Here is a 21,355-nt window from a genome sequence, read left to right as displayed (position 1 = left end):
GAGAACCCCGATGGACAAGAACGAAAAGCGGGAGTGAAACGAGATGCGCCTTCAAGATCGTGTCGCCATCATCGTCGGCGCCGGCCAGAGCCCCGGCGAGGGCATCGGCAACGGCCGCGCCACCGCGCTCACCTTCGCGCGCGAAGGCGCCAAGGTGCTGTGCGTCGACCACCATCTGGACTCGGCGCAGGAGACCGTCGACATGATCGCGGCGAAGGGCGGCACCGCTGCAGCCTTCAAGGCCGACGTGACGAAGAACGCCGAGATCAAGGCGATGGTGGCGGATGCGCATCAGCGTTGGGGCAAGGTCGACATCCTGCACAACAATGTCGGCGTCAGCCTCTCCAGCGGCGATGCCGAACTGCTCGAGATCAGCGAGGAGGCGTTCGACCGCTGCGTCGCGATCAACCTCAAGAGCTGCATCCTCGCCGCCAAGCATGTGATCCCGATCATGCGCGCGCAGCGAAGCGGCGCCATCATCAACATCTCGTCGATGGCCGCGATCACGACCTATCCTTACGTCGCCTACAAGGCGACGAAGTCGGCGATGATCGCATTCACCGAACAGCTCGCCTACCAGAACGCGCAATACGGCATTCGCGCCAATGTGATCCTGCCCGGCCTGATGAACACGCCGATGGCAGTCGACACCCGCGCCCGCGAATTCAACAAGAGCCGTGCCGAGGTCGAAGCCGAGCGTGACAGCAAGGTGCCGCTGCGACGGAAGATGGGCACCGGCTGGGACGTCGCCAATGCCGCGCTGTTCTTGGCTTCGGATGAAGCGAGTTTTATTACCGGTGTCACATTGCCTGTGGACGGCGGTGCCAGCGTCCGGCGCGGTTGAAAGGTGCGTAGCCCGGGTGAAGCGCGAGCGTAACCCGGGACCGCCTGCGAATGTGGATGAGATGCCCCGGGTTACGCTTCGCTCCACCCGGGCTACGGGTCAGGAGTGCTGCTGTATCACCTGGTTAAGATTCAATGGATGGCTTGAAAATATTGAAGAATTCCAGCCACACGATGATGTGACGGTCTATCCCCGTAATTCGAAATCCTGACTCGTTCTGGTCGCATGTTCTTCACGAGCGCTCGGTAATACGCGCCCCGTCGATGGTTAACGAATCCGAGGGACCATGAACGACGAATTCGACTACGAACTGACAACGGATCAGTGGGAAGTTCTCAAAGCGTTGCGTGCACCTGCAGCAAACCCTTCGAGAATAAGCAGGTTTGCGGTCGAAAGCCTGATCACGCTCGGGCTCGCCGCGATGCGCGGCGATTCGCTCGCGTTAACGCCTGCCGGACGCAAGGTGCTGGTGCGCGGTTCGTCGAAACTGCTGCAGGACCTCGCCGCCTGAGGCGAGGTGTGTGAGCACACGCGGCGTCATGCCGCGTGTGCCTTTGTTGGAATGGTAGCTTCGCCGTGATGCGTCAGCGGCTTCATGCCGGTGGCGCTGCGGAGCAGCACGTAGAATACCGGCGTCAGGAACAGACCGAAGATCGTGACGCCGATCATGCCCGAGAACACCGCGACGCCCATCGCGCGCCGCATCTCGGAGCCCGCGCCGGTCGACAGCACCAGCGGCAGCACGCCCATGATGAACGCCATCGACGTCATCAGGATCGGGCGAAGACGCAAGCGGCTCGCCTCGATCGCGGCGCGAATCGGCGAACGGCCGGCGAATTCCAACTCGCGCGCGAACTCGACGATCAGGATCGCATTCTTCGCCGACAATCCCACCAGCACGATCAGGCCGATCTGGGTGAAGATGTTGTTGTCGCCACCCGAAAACCAGACACCGAACATCGCAGCCAATAGTCCCATCGGCACGATCATGAGGATCGCGAGCGGCAGCGTCAGGCTCTCATAGAGTGCAGCCAGCACCAGGAACACCAGCAGGATCGCCAGCGGGAAGACCCAGAGGCCGGAATTGCCGGCGATGAACTCCTGATAGGTCAGGTCGGTCCACTCGAAGGCAAATCCCGGCGGCAGCACTTCGGCGGCGATCCGCGTCGCCGCTTCCTGCGCCTGGCCGGACGAATAGCCGGGCGCCGCGGCGGCGTTGATGTCCGAGGACAGGAAGCCGTTGTAGCGGATCGCGCGCTCGGGCCCTGCGCTCTGGCGGATCTTCAACAGCGCCGACAGCGGCACCATGTCGCCTGAGGACGAACGCACCTTCAACTGGCGGATATCGTCGGCGCGGGCGCGGAACGGCGCGTCGGCCTGGACATAGACCGAATAGGTGCGGCCGAATTTATTGAAGTCGTTGACGTAGTAGGAGCCGAGATAGATCTGCAGCGTGTTGAAGACTTCCGTCACGGGCACGCCGAGCTGCAACGCCTTGGTGCGGTCGATGTCGGCATAGAGCTGGGGAACGTTGACCTGGAAGCTCGAGAACAGGCCTGCGATCTCCGGCGCTTTCGACATCGCCGCCATGAACGCCTTGGTCGCATCGTTGAGCGCGTCATAGCCGAGGCCGGCGCGATCCTCGATCTGCAGCTTGAAACCGCCGATGGTCCCTAAGCCGTTGACCGGCGGCGGCGGGAACATCGCGATGAAGGCCTCCTGGATGCCGGCATATCTCTTGTTCAGTTCCGCGGCGATCGCATTGCCGCTGAGCGAAGAGCTCTTGCGCTCGTCGAACGGCTTCAGCGTCGAGAACACGATGCCGGCATTGGAGGAGTTGGTGAAGCCGGAGATCGACAGCCCTGGGAACGCCACCGAGCTTTCGACGCCGGGCTGGGTCAGCGCGATGTCGCTCATCTTGCGGATGACCTCTTCGGTGCGATCGAGCGTCGCGCCGTCAGGCAGCCGCGCGAAGCCGACCAGATACTGCTTGTCCTGGCCCGGGACGAAGCCGCCCGGCACCTGCCTGAACAGCACGACCGTGACGCCGATCAGGAGCACATAGACGCCCATCACGGCGGCCTTGCCGAAGATCACCTTGGTGACGCTGCGGCCGTAATTCTCCGAGGAGCGCGTGAAGACGCGGTTGAAGCCGCGGAAGAACCAGCCCAGGGCCTTGTCGAGGATGATCGTAAGCTTGTCCTTGGGCTCGTGATGGCCCTTCAACAGCAGTGCCGAGAGCGCCGGCGACAGCGTCAGCGAGTTGATGGCCGAGATCACGGTCGATATCGCGATCGTCAGCGCGAACTGCTTGTAGAACTGCCCGGTGAGGCCGGAGATGAAGGCGAGCGGCACGAACACCGCGATCAGGACCAGCGCAATCGCGATGATCGGGCCGGACACTTCCTTCATCGCCTGGTAGGTGGCCTCCCGCGGAGAAAGCCCAGCCTCGATATTGCGCTCGACGTTCTCGACCACGACGATGGCGTCGTCGACGACGATGCCGATCGCGAGCACGAGGCCGAACAGGCTGAGCGCGTTGATGGAGAAGCCGAACACATGCATCACCGCGAACGTGCCGACGATCGACACCGGCACCGCGAGCAGCGGGATGATCGAGGCGCGCCAGGTCTGCAGGAACAGGATCACAACCAAGACGACCAGCACGATCGCTTCCAGCAGCGTGTGCACCACCGCCTCGATCGAGGAGCGCACGAACTGCGTGGGATCGTAGACGATCTTGTAGTCGACGCCGTCAGGCATGTTCTTCTTGATCTCGGCCATGGTCGCGCGGACCTTGGTGGAGATATCCAGCGCGTTGGAGCCGGGCGCCTGGTTGATCGGGATCGCGACCGCCTGCTTGTTGTCGAGCAAGGAACGCAGGCCGTATTCGGAGGCACCGAGCTCGATGCGGGCTACGTCGCGCAGGCGCACTACCTCGCCGCGGGAGCCGGTCTTCACCACGATCTCGCCGAACTGGTCCTCGCTGGCGAGCCGGCCTTCGGCGTTGACGGAGAGCTGCAGGTCGATGCCCTTGACGCTCGGCGAGGAGCCGACAACGCCGGCGGCGGCTTCCACGTTCTGCGCCTGGATCGCCCTGACGATGTCGCTAGCAGTCAGGCCGTGCTCGGCGGCCTTCTGCGGATCGACCCAGACCCGCATCGAATAGTCGCCGGCGCCATAGAGCTGGACGTCGCCGACGCCGTCGATCCGCGCCAGCCGGTCCTTGACGTTGAGCACCGCGTAGTTGCGCAGATACGTCATGTCGTAGCGGTTGTTCGGCGAGAGGAGATGCACGACCATGGTGAGGTCGGGCGAGCTCTTCTTGGTGATGATGCCGAGCTGGCGCACCACCGCCGGCAGCCGCGGCTCGGCCTGCTGCACCCGGTTCTGCACCAGTTGCGTCGCCTTGTCGGGATCGGTGCCGAGGCGGAAGGTCACCGTCAGCGTCATCGCGCCGTCGGTGGTCGCCTGGCTGCTCATATAGAGCATGTTCTCGACGCCGTTGATCTGCTCCTCGATCGGGGTAGCAACCGTTTCCGCGATCACCTTCGGATTGGCGCCGGGATAGGTCGCGCGCACCACGACTGACGGCGGCACGACATCGGGATATTCCGAGATCGGCATCGCGAACAGCGAGATCAGGCCGGCGAGGAAAATCAGGACCGAGAGGACGCCTGCAAAGATCGGTCGGTCGATGAAGAACTTTGAGAGATTCATGGGTCTGTCCCCGCTTAAGCGGAGCCTTACAATGTGATCAATTCAGTTGAAGCCGAACTTCCCCTTCTCCCCGCGTACGGGGAGAAGGTCGGGATGAGGGGAGCTTCCGCATCACCGCGTTGCGATGTGCTTGTTGTCTTCGTTGGCGGCCTGCTGGGTGTTGCGCGCGCCCATTTCGGCGACCTCCATCTTCAGGAGAGCGCCGGGGCGCACGCGCTGCAGGCCATTGACGACGATGCGGTCGCCGGACTTCAGGCCCGAGGTGACGATGCGCAGGCCGTCGACGGAGCCGCCGAGCGCGACCGGACGGTAGACCGCGCGATTGTCCTCGCCGACCACCATCACGAACTTCTTGTCCTGGTCGGTGCCGATCGCACGCTCATCGACCAGCACAAGCGTCTGCCTCTCGGGCTGGCCCATGCGCACGCGTGCGAACTGACCCGGGATCAGGCGGCCGTCATCATTGCGGAACACCGCACGCACGCGGATGGTGCCGCTCTGGCCGTTGACCTGGTTGTCGATGAGCTGGATGTGGCCCTTGGCAGTGGTGCCGCCGGAGGTCGTCATCTCGACCGGGATCCGGTCGAGATTGCCGCGGGTGCCGGAAGCGTCCGCAATCGAGTTCAACGCGCGCAGCACCACCTCCTCGTCGGCATCGAAGCTGGCATAGATCGGATTGATCGAGACCAGCGAGGTCAATACCGGCGAGGCCGTGCCGGCGGCGACGAGATTGCCGACGGTGACCTCGAACTTGCCGACGCGGCCGTCCACGGGAGCGCGCACCTCGGTGTAGTCGAGATTGAGCTTTGCGGTTTGCAGCGTCGCTTCGGCAGCCTTGACGTTGGCAATCGCCTCGCGATTGGCATTGTCGCGCTGGTCATAGTCGCGCCGGGTCACGACCGCGTTGCCGACGAGCTGCGCGCCGCGCTCGAGCTCGCTCGTCGTGAAGACCACGCGCGCCTTGGCGGCCTCGAGCTGCGCCCTCGCCTTGTCGACCTCCGCGGCGTAAGGCGCGGGATCGATCTTGAACAGGACGTCGCCGGCCTTCACCAGCGAACCCTCAGTGAAATTGGTCGCCAGGATCGCGCCGGCGACACGCGGCCGCAGCTCGACACGGTCGATGGCCTCGAGCCGGCCGGAGAAATCGTCCCACAGGTTGGCCTGTCGGGGTTCGATGGCCGCGACCGTCACGGCGACGGCCTGCTCCGGCGCGGCGGCCGCACTGGTCGCCTGCGCGGCATAAAAATAGCGGCCGGAAAGGACCGATCCGGCCGCCGCGACGGCGCCAACGATCACAATACCGCCAACAATGCGTCGGAATCGGCCAGAACGGGGGGTAATGCGGGCGGGGGGCATTTGCGCGCTCCATAATGTAGTGAGCGCTACAAATGTGGAGCTGGACGCCGGTCCGCAAGATACTTATGTAGCGGATGTTAAGAAATTTTCAGGGAGCACGCAATGGCGATGGGCAGGCCCCGGGCGTTCGACGCCGACGCGGCGCTGGACCAGGCGATGGAAGTGTTCTGGCGGCACGGCTATGAGGGCGCGACGATCGCGCAACTCACTGAAGTCATGGGCATAAATCCGCCAAGCCTGTACGCGGCCTTCGGCAGCAAAGAGGGCCTCTTGAAGGCTGCGCTCGATCGTTATAGCGCCAAGCGCGCTTGCTGGCTGGAAGAAATCGTGAGCGCGCCGACCGCCCGCGAGGTGGCCGAGCGCATGCTGATGGGCACCGCCGACAGCCAGACCGACCCCGCCAACCCACCCGGCTGCCTTCTGGTCCAGGGCGGCCTTGCCTGCGGCACCGGCTCGGAAAACGTTCCCTTCGAACTCGCCGCCCATCGGGCGCAGACCGAGAACCAGCTCCGCGAGCGCTTCGTAAGGGCGAAGGCCGAGGGCGACCTGAAGGAAACCGCTGACCCCGCCGCGCTCGCGCGCTATCTCTCCGCAGTCATCGCCGGTATGGGCGTGATGGCCTCGTCCGGCGCCGACCGCGAGGCGCTTCGGCAGGTCGCGGCGGTATCGGTGAAGGCAATCGAGGAGCAGAGCAATTCGTAGCGACCGGCAATGAGGCATTGGAGCGGCTGGCTGCCAGGTCTCGACACCGTCCGTCGATATGAAGCGGCGTCGCTTCCGCATGATCTTTTCGCCGGGCTCGTGCTGGCGACCATGCTGGTCCCGGTCGGGATTGCCTACGCGGAAGCGTCGGGCTTGCCCGGCATCTATGGTCTGTACGCAACGATCGTTCCGCTGCTGGCCTACGCGCTGTTCGGCCCCAGCCGCATCCTTGTGCTGGGACCGGACTCGGCGCTGGCAGCCGTCATCCTCGGCGTTGTCGTTCCGTTGTCGGGTGGCGATCCCATGCGCGCCGTAGCCTTGGCCGGCATGATGGCCATCGTTTCCGGGACGGTATGCATTCTGGCCGGCATCGTGCGTCTGGGGTTTGTGACCGAGCTTCTCTCCAAGCCGATACGCTACGGCTATATGAACGGCATTGCCCTGACCGTATTGATCAGCCAACTGCCAAAGCTCTTCGGCTTCTCCATTGAGAGCGCAGGACCGTTGCGGAGCATGTGGTCGATCGCCGACGCAATCCTTGAAGGCAAGACCAACCGGGTCGCATTCGGGATTGGGCTCGGCACGTTGATCGTTATTCTCCTGCTCCGGAACAACAAGCGACTGCCAGGCATCCTGATTGCGGTGGTCGCAGCGACGGTCATTGTCGCTGCGCTGGATCTCGGGCCCCATTACGGCGTGACCGTTCTGGGTTCTCTTCCGAAAGGATTGCCGGGCTTCGCCATTCCCTTGATCGGCTATAACGACATATGGCCAGTCATGCTCGGAGGTTGCGCCGTCGCGCTGATATCGTTCGCCGACACCAGCGTGCTGTCCCGCGCCTTTGCCGCACGGCTGAGCACGCAGACCGATCCCAACCAGGAGATGGTGGCGCTCGGCGCCGCCAATCTGGCCACCGGCTTTTTCCAGGGCTTTCCGATCAGCAGCAGCAGTTCGCGCACGCCGGTTGCGGAAGCCGCCGGCGCCCGCACGCAACTGACCTGTGTCGTCGGCGCGCTGGTCATCGCCCTTCTTCTGCTGGCAGCGCCAAACCTCCTTCAGCATTTGCCCAACGCCGCGCTCGCCGCCGTCGTCATCGCCGCGGCGATCGGGTTGTTCGAAGTCACCGACCTCAAACGAATCTATCGCATCCAGCAGTGGGAGTTCTGGCTATCGATCGTCTGCTTTGTCGGCGTGGCCGTGCTCGGGGTCATTCCGGGAATTGGTCTCGCAATCGTCATCGCCATCGCCGAATTCCTATGGGATGGGTGGCGCCCGCACTCGGCCGTGTTGGGCCGCGCCGACCGCGTCAAGGGTTATCACGACATCACCAGATATCCGGATGCACGCCAGATCCCGGGGCTGGTGCTGTTTCGGTGGGATGCGCCGCTGTTCTTCGCCAACGCCGAGTTCTTCAATGAGCGCGTTCTGGACGCCGTGGCGAAATCCCCAACGCCCGTGCGCTGGCTGGTCGTTGCCGCGGAGCCGGTCACCAGTGTGGACGTCACCGCCGGCGATACACTTGCCAAGCTGGACGAGACGTTGCAGGCACGGGGTATCGAGCTTCGTTTTGCGGAGCTCAAGGATCCCGTAAAGGACAAGCTGAAGAAATTCGGATTGCTGGCGCAGCTTGGCGAGGACAACTTCTTCCCGACCGTCGGCGCCGCCGTTTCCGCCTACCTCGAAATCAATAGCGATGTTGAATGGGAGGACTGGGAAGAAAAAGCCGGCCGCTAGGGTGTGTACTCTTAACGGCGTACATGTCAGCTTCTGACGGCCAAGCGGAAATCTTACGATCGGGCGGAGCATTGCCGCTCGTGACCCCGACTCGGACATTGGCCTCTAGCGGTACGCGGCCCCGGTGTGATTTGATTAATTGCAACATGCGTTCTTAGAACGTTTCAGCAGTCACAGGAGCAACCTTGGATATTGCTCTGATATTTCAGTTGGTAGCGGCGATCATCATCGCGTTGTTCGTAGCGTACAACTTGTTTCATTATGTACTTTTTCTTTTGGTGACCCAACCGAAGGACGCGAGCAAGATAGGCCACGAGCTGAATCAATTCGAGCAACTCCAACTCGTCGAGTGGACGCCGCAGCCGAGCGACTTTCTCAAGCACGATGACGAGAAGCGTACGTATGATGACGTGTTCAGCACGTATCGCGACGAGCAGGCGAACTACAGCACCTGCGTTTTCCCCCGAGTAGCATTTTCGCGCCCATACGAAGCCGAATATGTTCTTCTGAAGCTAAGGGACGGGATGCGGCTGTTAGATCTCGGCTGCGGATCTGGCGCGGCGGCCGACTACCTCGCCAGCCGGTGCAATATCGAAATTCTGTGTGTGACCAATTCAGCTGTTCAAGCGGACATCTGCCAACGGAAATTTGCTAAACTTGGTGGGCGTGGACAGGTGATCGTTGCCGACTTCGACAGCCTCGATCTTCCGAGTGAACATTTTGATGCCATCTATGCCCTCGAATCGATAGGCTACACTAAAGACTTGGACGCTTGGCTAGCGAGGTGCTGGCGGATGCTCAAGCCGGGAGGACGCCTTTTGATCCGGTCGCCGGGGTCACTGGATCATTGTCACCGTAAGGAGGATTACCTGAGCGTCACGGCCTTCTTCGACAATTGGCGCTACAATTTTGTCGGCGCCAATCTTCTCGTCTACAAGATGCGCCGACTCGGCTTCAAACCGATCCGTTATCGGCGACTACCATTCTGGGCTTGGGGCATGACCTGGAACTTCATTCAACACATGCTGTTGTGGAAGTACAGGCTAAGGATGCGCACATTCGTCGAATTGGAACGGATCATCTGGCGTACTTCGAAGGTATTTGTTTTTGGCAACCCGTACAACACGGTGCTGGCCACCAAGCCCACGACCACACCACCTTGCTCCCAGATTCTTACATCCTCGGAAGCAGTTGCTGATCAGCATGCACCATCGGCGGCGGGCCGGGATCCATGACAGGTCCCAATGATGGGTCCAATATGCGCTGCTTTCGCCCTCACTTGTTTCACTGCTCCTGCATTTGCTGAAACTTGTACCGCTTCCCGCTACGGCTACGGCGGGGATCGAACCGCGTCCGGCGAACGGATGAATCCAAGCGCGATGACCGCAGCGCACCGTTCCAGACCGTTCGGCTCTCACGTCACCGTCACCTCACATTCGACCGGGCGAAGCGTTACGGTTCGGATAAATGACCGAGGCTGTTTGTGAAGGGACGGTGCATGGACCTGTCGAATGGCGCGGCCCGTGTACTCGGCATGGGTGGGACTGCAATAGCCTCTTTCTGCTGAGGGCGAAATGAGCACGAGTGGCGATCCGCGCCATTAGGCGCCGCGCATCCGCTCAGGAGACCGTGACCAACTCAGCGCATGGGGCTCGCATCCGAGAACCCCGCCGAGCGCTTTGCGACTTCAGGCCTTATGATGGACAGTCTGCAGGCCATAGACCGGCGTGGGGATGCCCTCGTAGCGCGCTTTCAACTGCAGGGAAAGAAATTGCGAGTAATGGCGCGACTGATGCAGATTACCGCCGTGGAACCACAGGCCTTCCTGCCGCGTCGGCTTCCACATGTTGCGCTGTTCGCCTTCCCATGGGCCGGGGTCCTTGGTCGTGTTCGAGCCGAGCCCCCAGACCTTGCCAACCTTGTCGGCCATTTCCGGGTTGATGAGGTCGGCAACAAAGCCGTTCATCGAACTGTAGCCGGTGGCGTAGACGATTACATCGGCGGGCAATTCCTTGCCATCGTCGAGCCTCACGCCGTTGGGCGTGATTTCCTCGACCTGACCTGCGACCAGCTTGACCTTGCCGTCGATGATGAGCTGCGAGGCGCCCACATCGATGTAATAGCCCGACCCGCGACGCAGGTACTTCATGAACAGCCCGGAATCATCGTCGCCGAAGTCGAGCCGAAAACCGGCTTTCGTTAGCCCCGCGTAGAAATCGGCGTCGCCCTCGCGGATCTTGTCGTAGACGGGCTTCTGCAGCCCAGCCAGGATCTTGTAGGGCAGCGAGGCGAAAATCAGATCGGCCTTCGCCGTCGTCATGCCGCCGCGCACGGCGCGCTCGGAATAGAGGTCCGCTATCGATTCCATCAGCGAATCCGAGCGCACGATATGGGTAGTCGAGCGCTGCACCATGGTCACGTCGACACCGGCCTCATACAGCGCGGCGCAGATGTCATGCGCGGAATTGTTCGAGCCGATCACGATTACCTTCTTGCCCTTGTAGCGGTCGGCTCCTGGATGACGCGAGGAATGGTGTTGCTCGCCCTTGAAGGCGTCCATGCCCCTGAATTGCGGCAGGTTCGGCTTGGCCGACATACCGGTCGCAAATACCAGTTGCTTCGGCTTCAGCGTGATCTCCTTGCCATCTCGCTCGACGACGACGGTCCATTCGTGGTGAGCGTCGTCCCAGTCGGCGTGTTTGGCCGTGGTGCCGGTCCAGTAGTTCAGCTCCATGACCTTGGTGTACATCTCCAGCCAGTCGCCGATCTTGTCCTTGGGCGAAAATACCGGCCAGTTCTTCGGGAAGTCGATATATGGCAAATGATCGTACCAGACCGGATCGTGGAGGCAGAGCGACTTATAGCGGTTGCGCCAGGAATCGCCGGCACGGTCGTTCTTCTCCACGACGATGGTGGGCACGCCGAGCTGGCGCAACCGCGCTCCGAGCGCGATGCCGCCCTGGCCGCCGCCTATGACCAGCACATAGGGCTGGGTCTTGACGCCGAGCTGCTCGGCTTCCTCGTCGCGCAATTCCTTCCAGGTTTTGGCGCCGGGATTGACGCCGTGCCGGGCGCCGAGCGGCCGGCTGAAACCCGCCTTTTCCTCGTGACCTTTCAGTTCGACCATCGTAGTCAGAAGCGTCCAGATCTGGCCGTTCTGGAGGCGGACCAAGCCGTAGCCGCGCGCTACCTCGGTCTCGAACGAAATCCAGCATTCGGTCACGCCGCCGGCTTCGGTCGCGCTTTCCCCTTCAGCGATTTTCCAGTTGCCCGGCTTTGCGCGCGCAAGGCAAGAGCTGAGCATTTCCCGGACCTGATCGCGACCTTCCATGGTCTTTATGTTCCAGGTGAAAGCAACGAGGTCGCGCCAGTAGCATTCCGGTGCGAACATTGCCACGGCGGCATCGAGATCACCTGCCGCAAGCGCCGCTTCGAATTTGTCAAGAAAGACCTGGAAATGGGCGTTACTCGTGGTGTCGAGCATCATTTCCTCCCGGGGGGCAGCGTTTAGTTTTTCTGCAATTATCTTATCCGAACTATCGAGCGAATCCAGACTTGCTCGGCCCGATTTTCCTGTCGGCGTTCACGCTTCTCAGCGCCCTCCCACGGGCTGCTATCGTGCCGCTATCAGAGCACAGCGGACCTGATAGACTCAGATCTGGGGCGCGGGGATTTATGAATACACGTCCTGGTGTCTCGCGCACCGATGCAGTTCGACCTGATCTGTGATTCAGATCGCCTGATCCATGACAGTGGCCTCGTCGCCGGACCATTGCCAGCGTCCGCCGCCGGCACGCTTAGCGGCATAGAGCGCGCGATCGACCTGTTCGAGCAACGATGCCGTGCCGACGGTTGCGTCGGAGGCAAGCTCGGTCACCAGGATGCCCGCGCTGGCGCCGATCCGCGCCGGCTTCTGCGCGACAAAGAAGGGCAGCGACAGCGCCTCGACCACCCGCTTGGCGAGCGCCACGGCGGCATCTTTCCCCGCCGGCCCGTCGTCCACCGGACGCAACAGCATGAATTCATCACCGCCAAAGCGGGCAACGGTGCCCTGCGGCCCGATGCAGTGGGTCAATCGTTCGGCGACCTGGCGGAGCAGCGCATCTCCGGCGTGATGGCCGAGGCGGTCATTCACCGATTTGAAACCATCAAGATCGATGGCGACGATGGCGACGCGTCCCGCCGTCTTCTCCAGCGCCGCGAGAAACGCGGCACGGTTCGGCAATCCGGTCAGGAAGTCATGATGGGCCTGGCGCGCCAGCGCCTGCTGGGCCTCCAGCCGCTCGATGAAGGCCTTGCTGAGATGGCGGGAGGCCTCGCGCAGCGTGATCCAGAACAGGAACAGCATGCAGGAGCCGAGCTTGTAGGCGAGTTCCGGCCGCAGCAGGCCCGCCACGATGGTCGGCGCGAACAGCACGGCCGATGCCGACAGCACGATCCACGGACGCACCGCCGCGCGCGACACCATGCCGACGCAGAAGGACATCGATAGTCCGAAGCTGATCCACGCCCCAGCCGCATCGCCGAGCCGGAGCGCGCGGTATGACAATAGGCCAAGCCCCACCGAGAACGCCACCGCGCCGATGCCGTAGATGTGCTCCCAGCGCAGCACGTCCTGGTCGGAGAAATTCGCCGATCGCAGCTTGTAGAGGTGCAGGCTGTATAGCCGGCTTGCGGCGGTGATCAGAATGAGACAGGAGATCAGGGCATAGCCGATATCCCCGCTGACCAGCGCAAGCGCGATCGCGCCGGCGCCTGATGTCACGGTGATCGCCATGACCTGCGGCATCGACGTGTACAGCAATTTGATCAGTTCGCGGCGAATGCCAGGCTGCACGCCGCCGGACAGGGCTGTCAGTCTCATGGCCGGCACCATGCCGCTGAGTTGCTAAGAATCGGTGTTGCGGGTCGGCCCGGTCGTTGCCGGCTTCATGACAGGCTTAAGGGACCATCAAGGCGGCAGGAGCTCCGTTCTGGAACGGGCACACCGCCGTCATTCCGGGATGCGCCGCAAGGCGCAGGCCCGGAATCCATCGGGCCGCACGCACAAGCGGAGAGATGGATTCCGGGCTCGATGCTATCGCATCGCCCCGGAATGACGACGAATTTTGTGCGGGGTTACCTCACCACATCGTCTGGCGGGCGCGCTCCGGCCATTCGCGGTCGTAGGTTTCGCCGCCGACCTTTTCTTCGCTCATGCTGGCGAGGATCTGGCCCGGGGTCGGCAATGTCCTGGGATCGACGCGCTTGTCGGGATTCCAAAGATCGGCGCGGACGATCGCGCGGGCGCATTGGAAGTAGATCTCGTCGACGGTCATGACGATGACGGAGCGCGGCGTCTTGCCTTCCATCTTGAAGGACGCGAGCAGATCCGGATCGATCGAGAGATAAGCGCTGCCGTTGACGCGCAGCGTGGTGCCGGAGCCGGGGATCAGGAACAACAGCGCGACGCGCGGATCCCGGACAATGTTGCGGAGCGAATCGACGCGGTTGTTGCCGCGGCGGTCGGGTATCATCAGCGTCTTGTCGTCATGGAGGCGGACGAAGCCGGACAGGTCGCCGCGCGGCGAGCAATCGATGCCTTCGGGACCGACGGTGGCGAGCGCGGCGAACGGCGACTTCTCGATCAGGATGCGATAGGGCGGCGTGATGTGGTCGGCGACCTTGACGGTGGAAGCATCGTTGGGGAAGCCGTAGATCGCCTCCAATTGTTCGATCGTCGCGATATTTGTCATCGGCTTCCCTTGCTTACTCGTCCCAGCGGCTGCCCCTGACGATCCGCGCGAGTTGGCCTGCGTGATAGTCGGCGGTGCCGACATTGACGATGGTGAAGTCCGGCGCGGCGGTCGTCTCGTCGACGGTGCGGCCGAGCCGATGCTCGATCCGGCCGTCGCTCGCGCGTCCGCGCATCGCCAGTCGTTCGGCCAGCACGTTCGGCGGCGCGGTGACCTGGACCACGACGACATTGGCGTAGGCGCGGCGGGCCACCGATATCACCGTGCGCGAGACGTTGGCGATCACGGTGCGGCCGGCGCGGAGATCGTCATCGACAGCACGCGGCAACGCATAGCTATGGCCATGCGCCTCCCAATGCATCGCATAGTCACCGCGCGCCACCGCCTCGCGGAATGCGTCCGCGCTGACCTCCTCATTGTCCTCGGCGGCTGACGAGGCGCGCGTGATCACGCGGCGCGCAAAGACGGCATTGCCATCCTCGGCACAGGCCGCTTTGGCGAGCCCGAGCAGCGTATCCTTGCCGGCGCCGCTCGGGCCGACCACCAGCACCAGGCGGCCCGGACCGATCGCTATAGGTGTCTCGATTGCAACTGCCTGTGCTTCCGTCATGCGACCCGCTCCCCTTCCCGCCAGACACTGCGCACCACCGGGAGGTCGCGCGCGAGATGCACGCGAATCAGGTCGGCGCGCTTGCCAACCGCGATCTCGCCGCGGTCGGTGAGCCCCACCGCTTCGGCCGGCGCCTTCGTCACCGTGCGCACCGCAGACGCAAGATCGATCGCCGGCACGTGCTGCGGCAGTTGCAGCGCCGCCATCAGCAGGCTCGAAGGGATGTAGTCGGACGACAGGATGTCGAGCAGGCCCTCGCGGGCGAGATCGACAGCGGCGATGTTGCCGGAATGCGAGCCGCCGCGCACCACGTTGGGCGCGCCCATCAGGATGTCGATGCCGGCCGCATGCAGGCCGCGCGCGGCCTCCATCGTGGTCGGGAATTCTGCGACCGAGACGCGGTCGCGCACGGCATCGACGACGTTCTCTTCCGTGGTGTCGTCGTGGCTCGCGAGCGGGATATTGTATTCATGCGCGAGCGCGACGATGGCGCGCATGTTGGTGGCGGCATAGGCTTTCTGGTTGGCGAAGCGCCGGGCGAAGAGCTCGTCGAGCTGGGCGTCGGTCATGCCGCCACCCTTGCCGCGATAGTAGTCGCGCAGCTTCACCTCGTCGCGGAACTGGCGCTGGCCGGGGGTGTGATCCATCAGCGACATCAGGCGCACGTCGGGCCGGTCGATCAGCTCCTTCGCCTCGGCCACCACATCGGGCATCGGAATTTCGCAGCGCAGGTGCAGGAAGTGATCGGCACGGAGCAGATTGCCCCCGCGGGCCGCCGAGATCGCCGCCGCCAGAATGCCGGCGCGGCCGTCGACCTCCTCGGCGCCATCCTCGCGCCAGACCCGGAGCGAGTCGAGGACCGTGGTGATGCCCGAGGTCGCGAGCTGCGCGTCATAGGAGATGACGGAGGCGACCGGGTCCCAAAACACTTTCGGGCGCGGCACGTAATGGGCTTCGAGATGATCGGTGTGCAGCTCGATCATGCCGGGCATGATGAGATCGCCGCCGGCATCCTCACTGCCATCGGGCGCGCTCCCCTCACCGAATTCGGCAATGCGGCCGGAGGCCAAGGCGACCCAGCCGCGCTCGATGACGCGGTCGGCCAGCACAAGGCGGGCATTGCCGATGATGGTCTCTCTTGCAGTCATCTCACCCCTTCCCTCTCATGCCGCTGCCCTCTCACGCCGCTGCAGCGAATGACGTGACATCCACGATTCGGTCTGCAATCAGATGACGGATCTCATCGTCATGCACGATCGCGACCATCGCGACGCCGCGGCGTTTCTTCTCTCCGATCAGTTCCACCACCACGGCGCGGTTGGCCGCATCGAGCGAGGCCGTCGGCTCGTCCAGGAGCAGAATCGGCAGATCGGACACGAAGCCGCGGGCGATGTTGACGCGCTGCTGCTCGCCGCCGGAGAAGGTCGAGGGCGGCAGCGCCCAGAGCCTCTCGGGGATGTTGAGCCGGCGCAGTAGTGCCTTGGCCTTGTCGCGCGCTTCCGCGCGCGGCGTGCCGTTGGCGACCAGCGGCTCGGCGACGACGTCGATGGTCGCCACCCGCGGCACCGCACGCAGGAACTGGCTGACATAGCCGACGCTGGCGCGGCGCACGCTCAGGACCTGCCGCGGCTCGGCGCTGGCGAGATCGATCACCTTGCCCTGGTGGCGGACGTCGATCCGCCCGGTGTCGCAACGGTAGTTGCCGAAGATCATCTTCAGGATCGACGACTTGCCGGCGCCGGACGGACCGGACAATACCACGCATTCGCCCGGTTCGACATGGAAGGAGACGTTGCTCACGACAGGCAGTTCGACCCCACCCTGCAGATGCATGGTGAAGGTCTTTGCCGCGTTGGAGATTTCGATCATCGCAGTCATCGGTGCCCTCATGGCGGCAGGATCGAGGAAACGAGCAGTTGGGTGTAGGGCTCGCGCGGGTCGTCGAGCACCTGGTCGGTCAGGCCGGTCTCGATGACGCGGCCGCCTTTCATCACCATCACCCGGTGCGACAAAAGGCGCGCCACCGCGAGGTCATGCGTGACGACGATGGCGGCGAGGTTGAGCTCGCTGACGAGATTGCGCATCAGGTCGAGCAGGCGGGCCTGCACGGAGACGTCGAGCCCGCCGGTCGGCTCGTCCATGAACACCAGCCGCGGCGCAGTGACGAGGTTGCGCGCGATCTGCAGGCGCTGCCGCATGCCGCCGGAATAGGTTTTCGGCGCATCGTCGATGCGACCGATGTCGATCTCGACGCGTTCGAGCCACGTCGTTGCGGTATCGCGGATGCGGCCATAGTGATTCCAGCCGATCGCCATCAGCCGCTCGCCGACATTGGCGCCGGCGGAGACCGCCATGCGCAGCCCCTGCGCGGGGTCCTGATGCACATAGCCCCAATCGGTGCGGAACAGGAAGCGCCGCTCGGCTTCGCCGAGCGATGCCAAATCACGCAGCACGCCGTCGCGCATGCGATAGGACACGCGGCCCGCGCTCGGCGCGAGCTGCGCCGACAATAGTTGCAGCAAGGTCGACTTGCCCGAGCCGGATTCGCCGACAATCGCGAGCACCTCGCCGGGATGGAGCGAGAACGACACGTCGCGGCAGGCGGCGAGCCGGCCGTAATTCTTCGACAGGCCGTCCGCGATCAGCAGCGGCTCGTCATCGTCGGGCATGGTCACCGGCTCAGACATGCGCCCTCTCCTTGTGCGGCGCTGCGCTCTGGTGGCCGCGATGGCCTTCGGCCTGGCGCTGCTCGCAATAGTCGGTGTCGGAGCAGACGAACATCCGCCCGCCCTTGTCATCGGTGACGATCTCGTCGAGGTAGGAGTTCTCCGCGGCGCAGAGCGCGCAAGGCGCATCGAAGCGATACGGCTTGAACGGATGGTCCTCGAAATCGAGCGAGACCACGGTCGTGTAGGGCGGGATCGCGTAGATGCGCTTCTCGCGGCCGGCGCCGAACAATTGCAGCGCCGCGCAATTGTCCATCTTCGGATTGTCGAATTTCGGCGTCGGCGACGGGTCCATCACATAGCGCGCGTTCACCTTCACCGGATAGGCGTAGGCCGTGGCGATATGACCGAAGCGCGCGATGTCCTCGTAGAGCTTGACATGCATCAAGCCGTATTCGGCGAGCGCATGCATGCGCCGCGTCTCGGTCTCGCGCGGTTCGAGGAAGCGCAGCGGTTCGGGGATCGGCACCTGATAGACCAGCACCTGCCCTTCATGCAGTGGCGCCTCGGGAATGCGGTGGCGGGTCTGGATCACGGTTGCGTCCGTCGTCGACGTCGTGGTCGCAACGCTTGCGGTCTTGCCGAAGAATTTGCGGATCGAGATCGCGTTGGTGGTGTCGTCGGAACCCTGGTCGATCACCTTCAAGACGTCATCAGGACCGAGGATCGCGGCGGTGACCTGCACGCCGCCGGTGCCCCAGCCATAGGGCATCGGCATCTCCCGGCTTGCGAACGGCACCTGGTAGCCGGGAATCGCGATCGCCTTCAGGATCGCGCGGCGGATCATCCGCTTGGTCTGTTCGTCGAGATAGGCGAAATTATAGGACGGCGCGTTCATTCGGCGGCCTCCTGCAGCGGCTCCGACGTATTGGCGTCGGCGAAGTCCTTGCGCAGCCTGCGTAGCAGGCCGAGCTCGGACTGGAAGTCGACGTAATGCGGCAGCTTGAGATGCTCGACGAAGCCGGTCGCCTGCACATTGTCGGAATGCGACATCACAAACTCCTCGTCCTGCGCCGGCGCACTGACCTCCTCGCCGAGTTCGCGCGCACGAAGCGAGCGATCGACCAGCGCCATCGACATGGTCTTGCGCTCGCTCTGGCCGAAGGCGAGGCCATAGCCACGGGTGAAGCACGGCGCCTCGGTCGCCGAGCCCTTGAACTGGTTGACCATCTGGCACTCGGTGAGTTCGATTCTCCCAAGCGGAACGGCGAAGCCTGCATCCTCGGCGAAGAATTCGACATCGACCTCGCCGAAGCGGATTTCGCCGGCAAAGGGATGGTTGCGGCCATAACCCCGCTGGGTGGAATAGCCGAGCGCGAGCAGGAAACCTTCGTCGGCGCGGGCGAGATTCTGCAGCCGTAGATCGCGGTCGGCCGGGAAGCTGAGCGGCTCGCGCGTGAGGTCGCCGACCGGCGCGTCCGCCTCTGCCTGCGGTGACGGCTCGATCAGACCGTCGTGAGCGAGGATATCGGTGACGCGCGGCGTTTCGGCGGACGATGTTTCGCCGGTCGCAGGCGCCTCCGGCACAAAACCCTCGGCAAGCTGCGGGTCAAGCAGGCGATGGGTGTAGTCGAAGGTGGGGCCGAGGATCTGGCCGCCGGGAATGTCCTTGAAGGTCGCGGAGATGCGGCGGCGGATCTGCATGTTGCCGGTATCGACCGGCTCGGTGGCGCCGAAGCGCGGCAGCGTGGCGCGGAAGGCGCGAACCAGGAAGATCGCCTCGATCATGTCGCCGCGCGCCTGCTTGATCGCGAGCGCGGCGAGCTCGCGGTCATAGAGCGAGCCTTCCGCCATGACGCGATCGACGCCGAGCGCAAGCTGTTCGGAGATCTGCGCAAGCGTGAGCTCCGGCACCTCCCGGTCGCCGCGCCGTTCATGCGCGAGCAGGCGATGGGCGTTCTCTATGGCGCGTTCGCCGCCCTTGACCGCAACGTACATCGTCAGTCCTTCCCATGAGCGAGCCGCGTGGTGCGCGGGATCGCGACAATCTCTTCGCCCGCGACCAGCACGACGTCGATACCGCGCGGAAACAGCGCGGCGTTGACGGCGAGCCGATCGAACAGATCGTGCGGCTCAATGGTCGCGGTCAGCACAGTGGAGCCGTCGATGCCGGGACCGCGCAGTTCGTAGGCCGCGCCGTGCGACAGGCTGCCAATCTGCAGGATCAGCGTGGTCGAGCGATCGGGATATTCGCTGCTGCCGAACGCGAAGCGATCGAGCGCGGGAAGATTCTTGGGATCGCCGATCAGCGCAAAGCCCGCAATCGCGGGATCGCCGGTGATGGGCGCGCCGGTGTGGAACTTCAGCCATTTGGCGATGTCGGGGGTCGACATCGCGCCATCGAGCCAAATCGGCGTGTCATGATCGAACAGCATCAGCGCGATCGCGGCCGTGCCGTGCATCACGCCGGAAGGCGCGCCGGCCGATGCCGCGATTCGCTGCACCGTTCCCGGACGCGCCATCGCGTTCATTACGGTACGGAACGTCGCCTGCGCCGACAACACCTTGTCGGAGAAGCCCGGCGGCAGTTCAGCAACCGTCGTCATGTCCTTAGCCCTCGCCGCGCACCATGGTGTAGAAATCAACCCGCGTCGCCGTCGTCTCCGCGTCCGCCCGGCTTCGTTTCGCGATCATGGCCGTGCGCAGCGGCGCGATCACTTCCTGTTCGACCGCATCGGCAAAGTCGTCCGATTGCGCCATGGCGTCGCATAGCGCGATCAGCCGCGCCTTCTCGTGGTCGCGCCCGAGCGTGTAGCCGAAACCGACCTGGCCGGTCGAAAGCAGCACCGCGGCGCGCGAGACGGTCGCCTCGCCGACATTGAAGGCCGCACCATCGCCGCCGATCCGGCCGCGCACCATGACGAGGCCGTTTTCCGGCTCGCGCAGGGTCTTGTGAGCAGGCAGCGCCATCGCGCTGAGCCGGGCCAAAATTTCGGCAGCGTCCGACTGTGCGAGCACCGCCATTCCCGCCCTGCGCTGGGCCCGCCTGCTGTCTTGCTCGGTCTTCGTCATATCGCGGAACCTTGCCTGACTGAAGTTGTCTATGATAATAGACAACTTGATAAGCAAACGCCATGACTGTTTCATGACAGAGCCATGATTTTCGACAGGACTGGGTTTCCGATATGAGCCTGCAGGACACCACCTCATCGGGCGTCGCGCTGTGGCGACTGGTCGCCGATGGCATCGAGCGCGGCATCGCCGAAGGCCGCTTTGCCGCCGGCGAGAAGCTGCCGGGCGAAATGGAGATCGCGGAGACCTACCGCGTGAACCGGCACACGGTGCGGCGCGCCCTGGCGGCGCTCGCCGAGCGCGGATTGGTGCGCGCCGAGCGCGGCAGCGGCACTTATGTCGAGGTGCAGAAAATCGCCTATCCGTTGCGCTCACGAACGCGGTTCTCGGAGATCGTCGGCGCCGGCGGCCGCGAGCCACGCGGGCAATTGATCGATGCGTCGGAAGACGTGGCGAGCCGGGACCTGGCGCGGGAACTCGGACTGAAGGTCGGCGCGCCGCTGGTCCGGATCGAGTCGCTGCGGTTCGCTGACCGCGCGCCGATCTGCATCTCCACCTCTTGGCTCTCGGCCGAGCGCTTTCCGGGCGCGGGAGAGGTGTTCGCCAGCGTCCGCTCGATGACGAAGCTGCTCGAACATTTTGGCATCCGCGACTATCGCCGCGCCTCGACGCGGATCACCGCCGGCATCGTCGACGCCACCGACGCGGCGCGGCTCGACCTCGCGCTCGGCCGCCCGATCCTGGTGGTCGACTCGACCGACGTCGATCCGGACGACAAGCCGCTGGTGACAAAGCGTTCGCGCTTCGCCGCCGAGCGCGTGGAGTTTTTGGTGGAGAACGGGTGAGATTTTGTAGGGTGGGCAAAGCGAAGCGTGCCCACCATTCCGAGCGGAGTGCTTGATGGTGGGCACGCTTC

19 protein-coding genes and 1 pseudogene are annotated in these 21,355 nt (G+C 63.8%); 7 read left to right on the top strand and 13 right to left on the bottom strand.

What is annotated here, in order from left to right; all coding sequences use genetic code 11:
* Positions 1-43: 43 nt before the first annotated feature.
* Together OZ411_RS19505 and OZ411_RS19500 are read left to right on the top strand one after the other, a co-directional pair.
* Positions 44-844, top strand: coding sequence for an SDR family NAD(P)-dependent oxidoreductase (locus OZ411_RS19505; RefSeq protein WP_282529252.1), 801 nt, complete (start codon positions 44-46; stop codon positions 842-844).
* 286 nt (positions 845-1,130) lie between these two features.
* The gene (locus OZ411_RS19500) at positions 1,131-1,355 is read left to right on the top strand and encodes a hypothetical protein (RefSeq protein ID WP_130226165.1); all 225 of its coding nucleotides are present in this window, start codon (positions 1,131-1,133) and stop codon (positions 1,353-1,355) included.
* A 26-nt stretch (positions 1,356-1,381) separates the two neighbouring features.
* On the opposite strand, the gene OZ411_RS19495 is transcribed toward OZ411_RS19500, so the two are convergent.
* Positions 1,382-4,564, bottom strand: a complete 3,183-nt coding sequence (locus OZ411_RS19495) for a multidrug efflux RND transporter permease subunit (protein WP_282529251.1) — start codon at positions 4,562-4,564, stop codon at positions 1,382-1,384.
* A 111-nt stretch (positions 4,565-4,675) separates the two neighbouring features.
* Entirely contained in the window at positions 4,676-5,920 is a 1,245-nt protein-coding gene (locus OZ411_RS19490) for an efflux RND transporter periplasmic adaptor subunit (RefSeq protein ID WP_130579922.1), read from the bottom strand.
* Positions 5,921-6,022: 102 nt separating this feature from the next.
* Between OZ411_RS19490 and OZ411_RS19485 the strand changes: the two genes are divergently transcribed.
* The 4 genes and pseudogenes from OZ411_RS19485 to OZ411_RS19470 all read left to right on the top strand — a co-directional run bounded on the left by OZ411_RS19485 (position 6,023) and on the right by OZ411_RS19470 (position 9,923).
* Positions 6,023-6,622 (top strand): TetR/AcrR family transcriptional regulator, encoded by a 600-nt coding sequence (locus OZ411_RS19485; protein WP_130579921.1) that lies wholly within the window; start codon positions 6,023-6,025, stop codon positions 6,620-6,622.
* A 9-nt stretch (positions 6,623-6,631) separates the two neighbouring features.
* Positions 6,632-8,356, top strand: coding sequence for a sulfate permease (sulP, locus tag OZ411_RS19480; protein ID WP_130579920.1), 1,725 nt, complete (start codon positions 6,632-6,634; stop codon positions 8,354-8,356).
* A 185-nt stretch (positions 8,357-8,541) separates the two neighbouring features.
* A complete protein-coding gene (locus tag OZ411_RS19475; protein WP_282529250.1) occupies positions 8,542-9,591 on the top strand; it encodes a class I SAM-dependent methyltransferase in 1,050 nt (349 codons plus the stop codon).
* A 9-nt stretch (positions 9,592-9,600) separates the two neighbouring features.
* Positions 9,601-9,923, top strand: a pseudogene (locus tag OZ411_RS19470) (septal ring lytic transglycosylase RlpA family protein).
* Positions 9,924-10,043: 120 nt separating this feature from the next.
* Here OZ411_RS19470 and OZ411_RS19465 read toward each other — a convergent pair.
* The 11 genes from OZ411_RS19465 to phnG form a co-directional block, all read right to left on the bottom strand.
* A complete protein-coding gene (locus tag OZ411_RS19465) occupies positions 10,044-11,840 on the bottom strand; it encodes an NAD(P)/FAD-dependent oxidoreductase (RefSeq protein WP_282529249.1) in 1,797 nt (598 codons plus the stop codon).
* Positions 11,841-12,086: 246 nt separating this feature from the next.
* On the bottom strand, positions 12,087-13,220 hold the full coding sequence (locus OZ411_RS19460; RefSeq protein WP_282529248.1) for a diguanylate cyclase: 1,134 nt from the start codon (positions 13,218-13,220) through the stop codon (positions 12,087-12,089).
* A 259-nt stretch (positions 13,221-13,479) separates the two neighbouring features.
* Entirely contained in the window at positions 13,480-14,091 is a 612-nt protein-coding gene (locus OZ411_RS19455; protein ID WP_282529247.1) for a pyridoxamine 5'-phosphate oxidase family protein, read from the bottom strand.
* 13 nt (positions 14,092-14,104) lie between these two features.
* A complete protein-coding gene (gene phnN / locus OZ411_RS19450) occupies positions 14,105-14,701 on the bottom strand; it encodes a phosphonate metabolism protein/1,5-bisphosphokinase (PRPP-forming) PhnN (protein WP_282529246.1) in 597 nt (198 codons plus the stop codon).
* On the bottom strand, positions 14,698-15,849 hold the full coding sequence (locus tag OZ411_RS19445) for an alpha-D-ribose 1-methylphosphonate 5-triphosphate diphosphatase (RefSeq protein WP_130579914.1): 1,152 nt from the start codon (positions 15,847-15,849) through the stop codon (positions 14,698-14,700). The genes phnN and OZ411_RS19445 overlap by 4 nt, the downstream gene beginning before the upstream one ends.
* 31 nt (positions 15,850-15,880) lie before the next feature.
* The gene (gene phnL, locus OZ411_RS19440; protein ID WP_282529245.1) at positions 15,881-16,579 is read right to left on the bottom strand and encodes a phosphonate C-P lyase system protein PhnL; all 699 of its coding nucleotides are present in this window, start codon (positions 16,577-16,579) and stop codon (positions 15,881-15,883) included.
* Between the two features lie 8 nt (positions 16,580-16,587).
* Positions 16,588-17,388, bottom strand: coding sequence for a phosphonate C-P lyase system protein PhnK (gene phnK, locus OZ411_RS19435; protein WP_130579912.1), 801 nt, complete (start codon positions 17,386-17,388; stop codon positions 16,588-16,590).
* Complete coding sequence (locus OZ411_RS19430) at positions 17,381-18,265, bottom strand: alpha-D-ribose 1-methylphosphonate 5-phosphate C-P-lyase PhnJ (RefSeq protein ID WP_130579911.1); 885 nt, start codon at positions 18,263-18,265, stop codon at positions 17,381-17,383. Before OZ411_RS19430 ends, phnK begins: the two co-directional genes overlap by 8 nt.
* Positions 18,262-19,365 (bottom strand): carbon-phosphorus lyase complex subunit PhnI, encoded by a 1,104-nt coding sequence (locus tag OZ411_RS19425; RefSeq protein WP_130579910.1) that lies wholly within the window; start codon positions 19,363-19,365, stop codon positions 18,262-18,264. The genes OZ411_RS19430 and OZ411_RS19425 overlap by 4 nt, the downstream gene beginning before the upstream one ends.
* A 2-nt stretch (positions 19,366-19,367) precedes the next feature.
* The gene (phnH, locus tag OZ411_RS19420; RefSeq protein ID WP_282529244.1) at positions 19,368-19,973 is read right to left on the bottom strand and encodes a phosphonate C-P lyase system protein PhnH; all 606 of its coding nucleotides are present in this window, start codon (positions 19,971-19,973) and stop codon (positions 19,368-19,370) included.
* A 4-nt stretch (positions 19,974-19,977) separates the two neighbouring features.
* On the bottom strand, positions 19,978-20,391 hold the full coding sequence (gene phnG, locus OZ411_RS19415) for a phosphonate C-P lyase system protein PhnG (RefSeq protein WP_282529243.1): 414 nt from the start codon (positions 20,389-20,391) through the stop codon (positions 19,978-19,980).
* 161 nt (positions 20,392-20,552) lie between these two features.
* On the opposite strand from phnG, the gene phnF reads away from it, so the two are divergent.
* A complete protein-coding gene (gene phnF, locus OZ411_RS19410; protein WP_282529242.1) occupies positions 20,553-21,284 on the top strand; it encodes a phosphonate metabolism transcriptional regulator PhnF in 732 nt (243 codons plus the stop codon).
* The last annotated feature ends 71 nt before the right edge of the window (positions 21,285-21,355 follow it).

This window comes from Bradyrhizobium sp. Arg237L, from assembly GCF_029990105.1.
Classification (GTDB): domain Bacteria; phylum Pseudomonadota; class Alphaproteobacteria; order Rhizobiales; family Xanthobacteraceae; genus Bradyrhizobium.
The sequence above is the reverse complement of the archived record's forward strand: the minus strand, read 5'-3'. Positions and strand labels throughout refer to the sequence as shown.

Bases quoted from the DNA above. Each gene is read 5' to 3' on its own strand.
- OZ411_RS19490 (WP_130579922.1), bottom strand. From the start codon at position 5,920: ATGCCCCCCGCCCGCATTACCCCCCGTTCTGGCCGATTCCGACGCATT.
- OZ411_RS19505 (WP_282529252.1), top strand. From the start codon at position 44: ATGCGCCTTCAAGATCGTGTCGCCATCATCGTCGGCGCCGGCCAGAGC.
- OZ411_RS19465 (WP_282529249.1), bottom strand. From the start codon at position 11,840: ATGCTCGACACCACGAGTAACGCCCATTTCCAGGTCTTTCTTGACAAA.
- phnL (WP_282529245.1), bottom strand. From the start codon at position 16,579: ATGACTGCGATGATCGAAATCTCCAACGCGGCAAAGACCTTCACCATG.
- phnK (WP_130579912.1), bottom strand. From the start codon at position 17,388: ATGTCTGAGCCGGTGACCATGCCCGACGATGACGAGCCGCTGCTGATC.
- OZ411_RS19425 (WP_130579910.1), bottom strand. From the start codon at position 19,365: ATGTACGTTGCGGTCAAGGGCGGCGAACGCGCCATAGAGAACGCCCAT.
- phnH (WP_282529244.1), bottom strand. From the start codon at position 19,973: ATGACGACGGTTGCTGAACTGCCGCCGGGCTTCTCCGACAAGGTGTTG.
- OZ411_RS19455 (WP_282529247.1), bottom strand. From the start codon at position 14,091: ATGACAAATATCGCGACGATCGAACAATTGGAGGCGATCTACGGCTTC.
- OZ411_RS19445 (WP_130579914.1), bottom strand. From the start codon at position 15,849: ATGACTGCAAGAGAGACCATCATCGGCAATGCCCGCCTTGTGCTGGCC.
- OZ411_RS19485 (WP_130579921.1), top strand. From the start codon at position 6,023: ATGGCGATGGGCAGGCCCCGGGCGTTCGACGCCGACGCGGCGCTGGAC.
- phnF (WP_282529242.1), top strand. From the start codon at position 20,553: ATGAGCCTGCAGGACACCACCTCATCGGGCGTCGCGCTGTGGCGACTG.
- OZ411_RS19460 (WP_282529248.1), bottom strand. From the start codon at position 13,220: ATGAGACTGACAGCCCTGTCCGGCGGCGTGCAGCCTGGCATTCGCCGC.
- OZ411_RS19495 (WP_282529251.1), bottom strand. From the start codon at position 4,564: ATGAATCTCTCAAAGTTCTTCATCGACCGACCGATCTTTGCAGGCGTC.
- OZ411_RS19430 (WP_130579911.1), bottom strand. From the start codon at position 18,265: ATGAACGCGCCGTCCTATAATTTCGCCTATCTCGACGAACAGACCAAG.
- sulP (WP_130579920.1), top strand. From the start codon at position 6,632: ATGAGGCATTGGAGCGGCTGGCTGCCAGGTCTCGACACCGTCCGTCGA.
- phnN (WP_282529246.1), bottom strand. From the start codon at position 14,701: ATGACGGAAGCACAGGCAGTTGCAATCGAGACACCTATAGCGATCGGT.
- OZ411_RS19500 (WP_130226165.1), top strand. From the start codon at position 1,131: ATGAACGACGAATTCGACTACGAACTGACAACGGATCAGTGGGAAGTT.
- phnG (WP_282529243.1), bottom strand. From the start codon at position 20,391: ATGGCGGTGCTCGCACAGTCGGACGCTGCCGAAATTTTGGCCCGGCTC.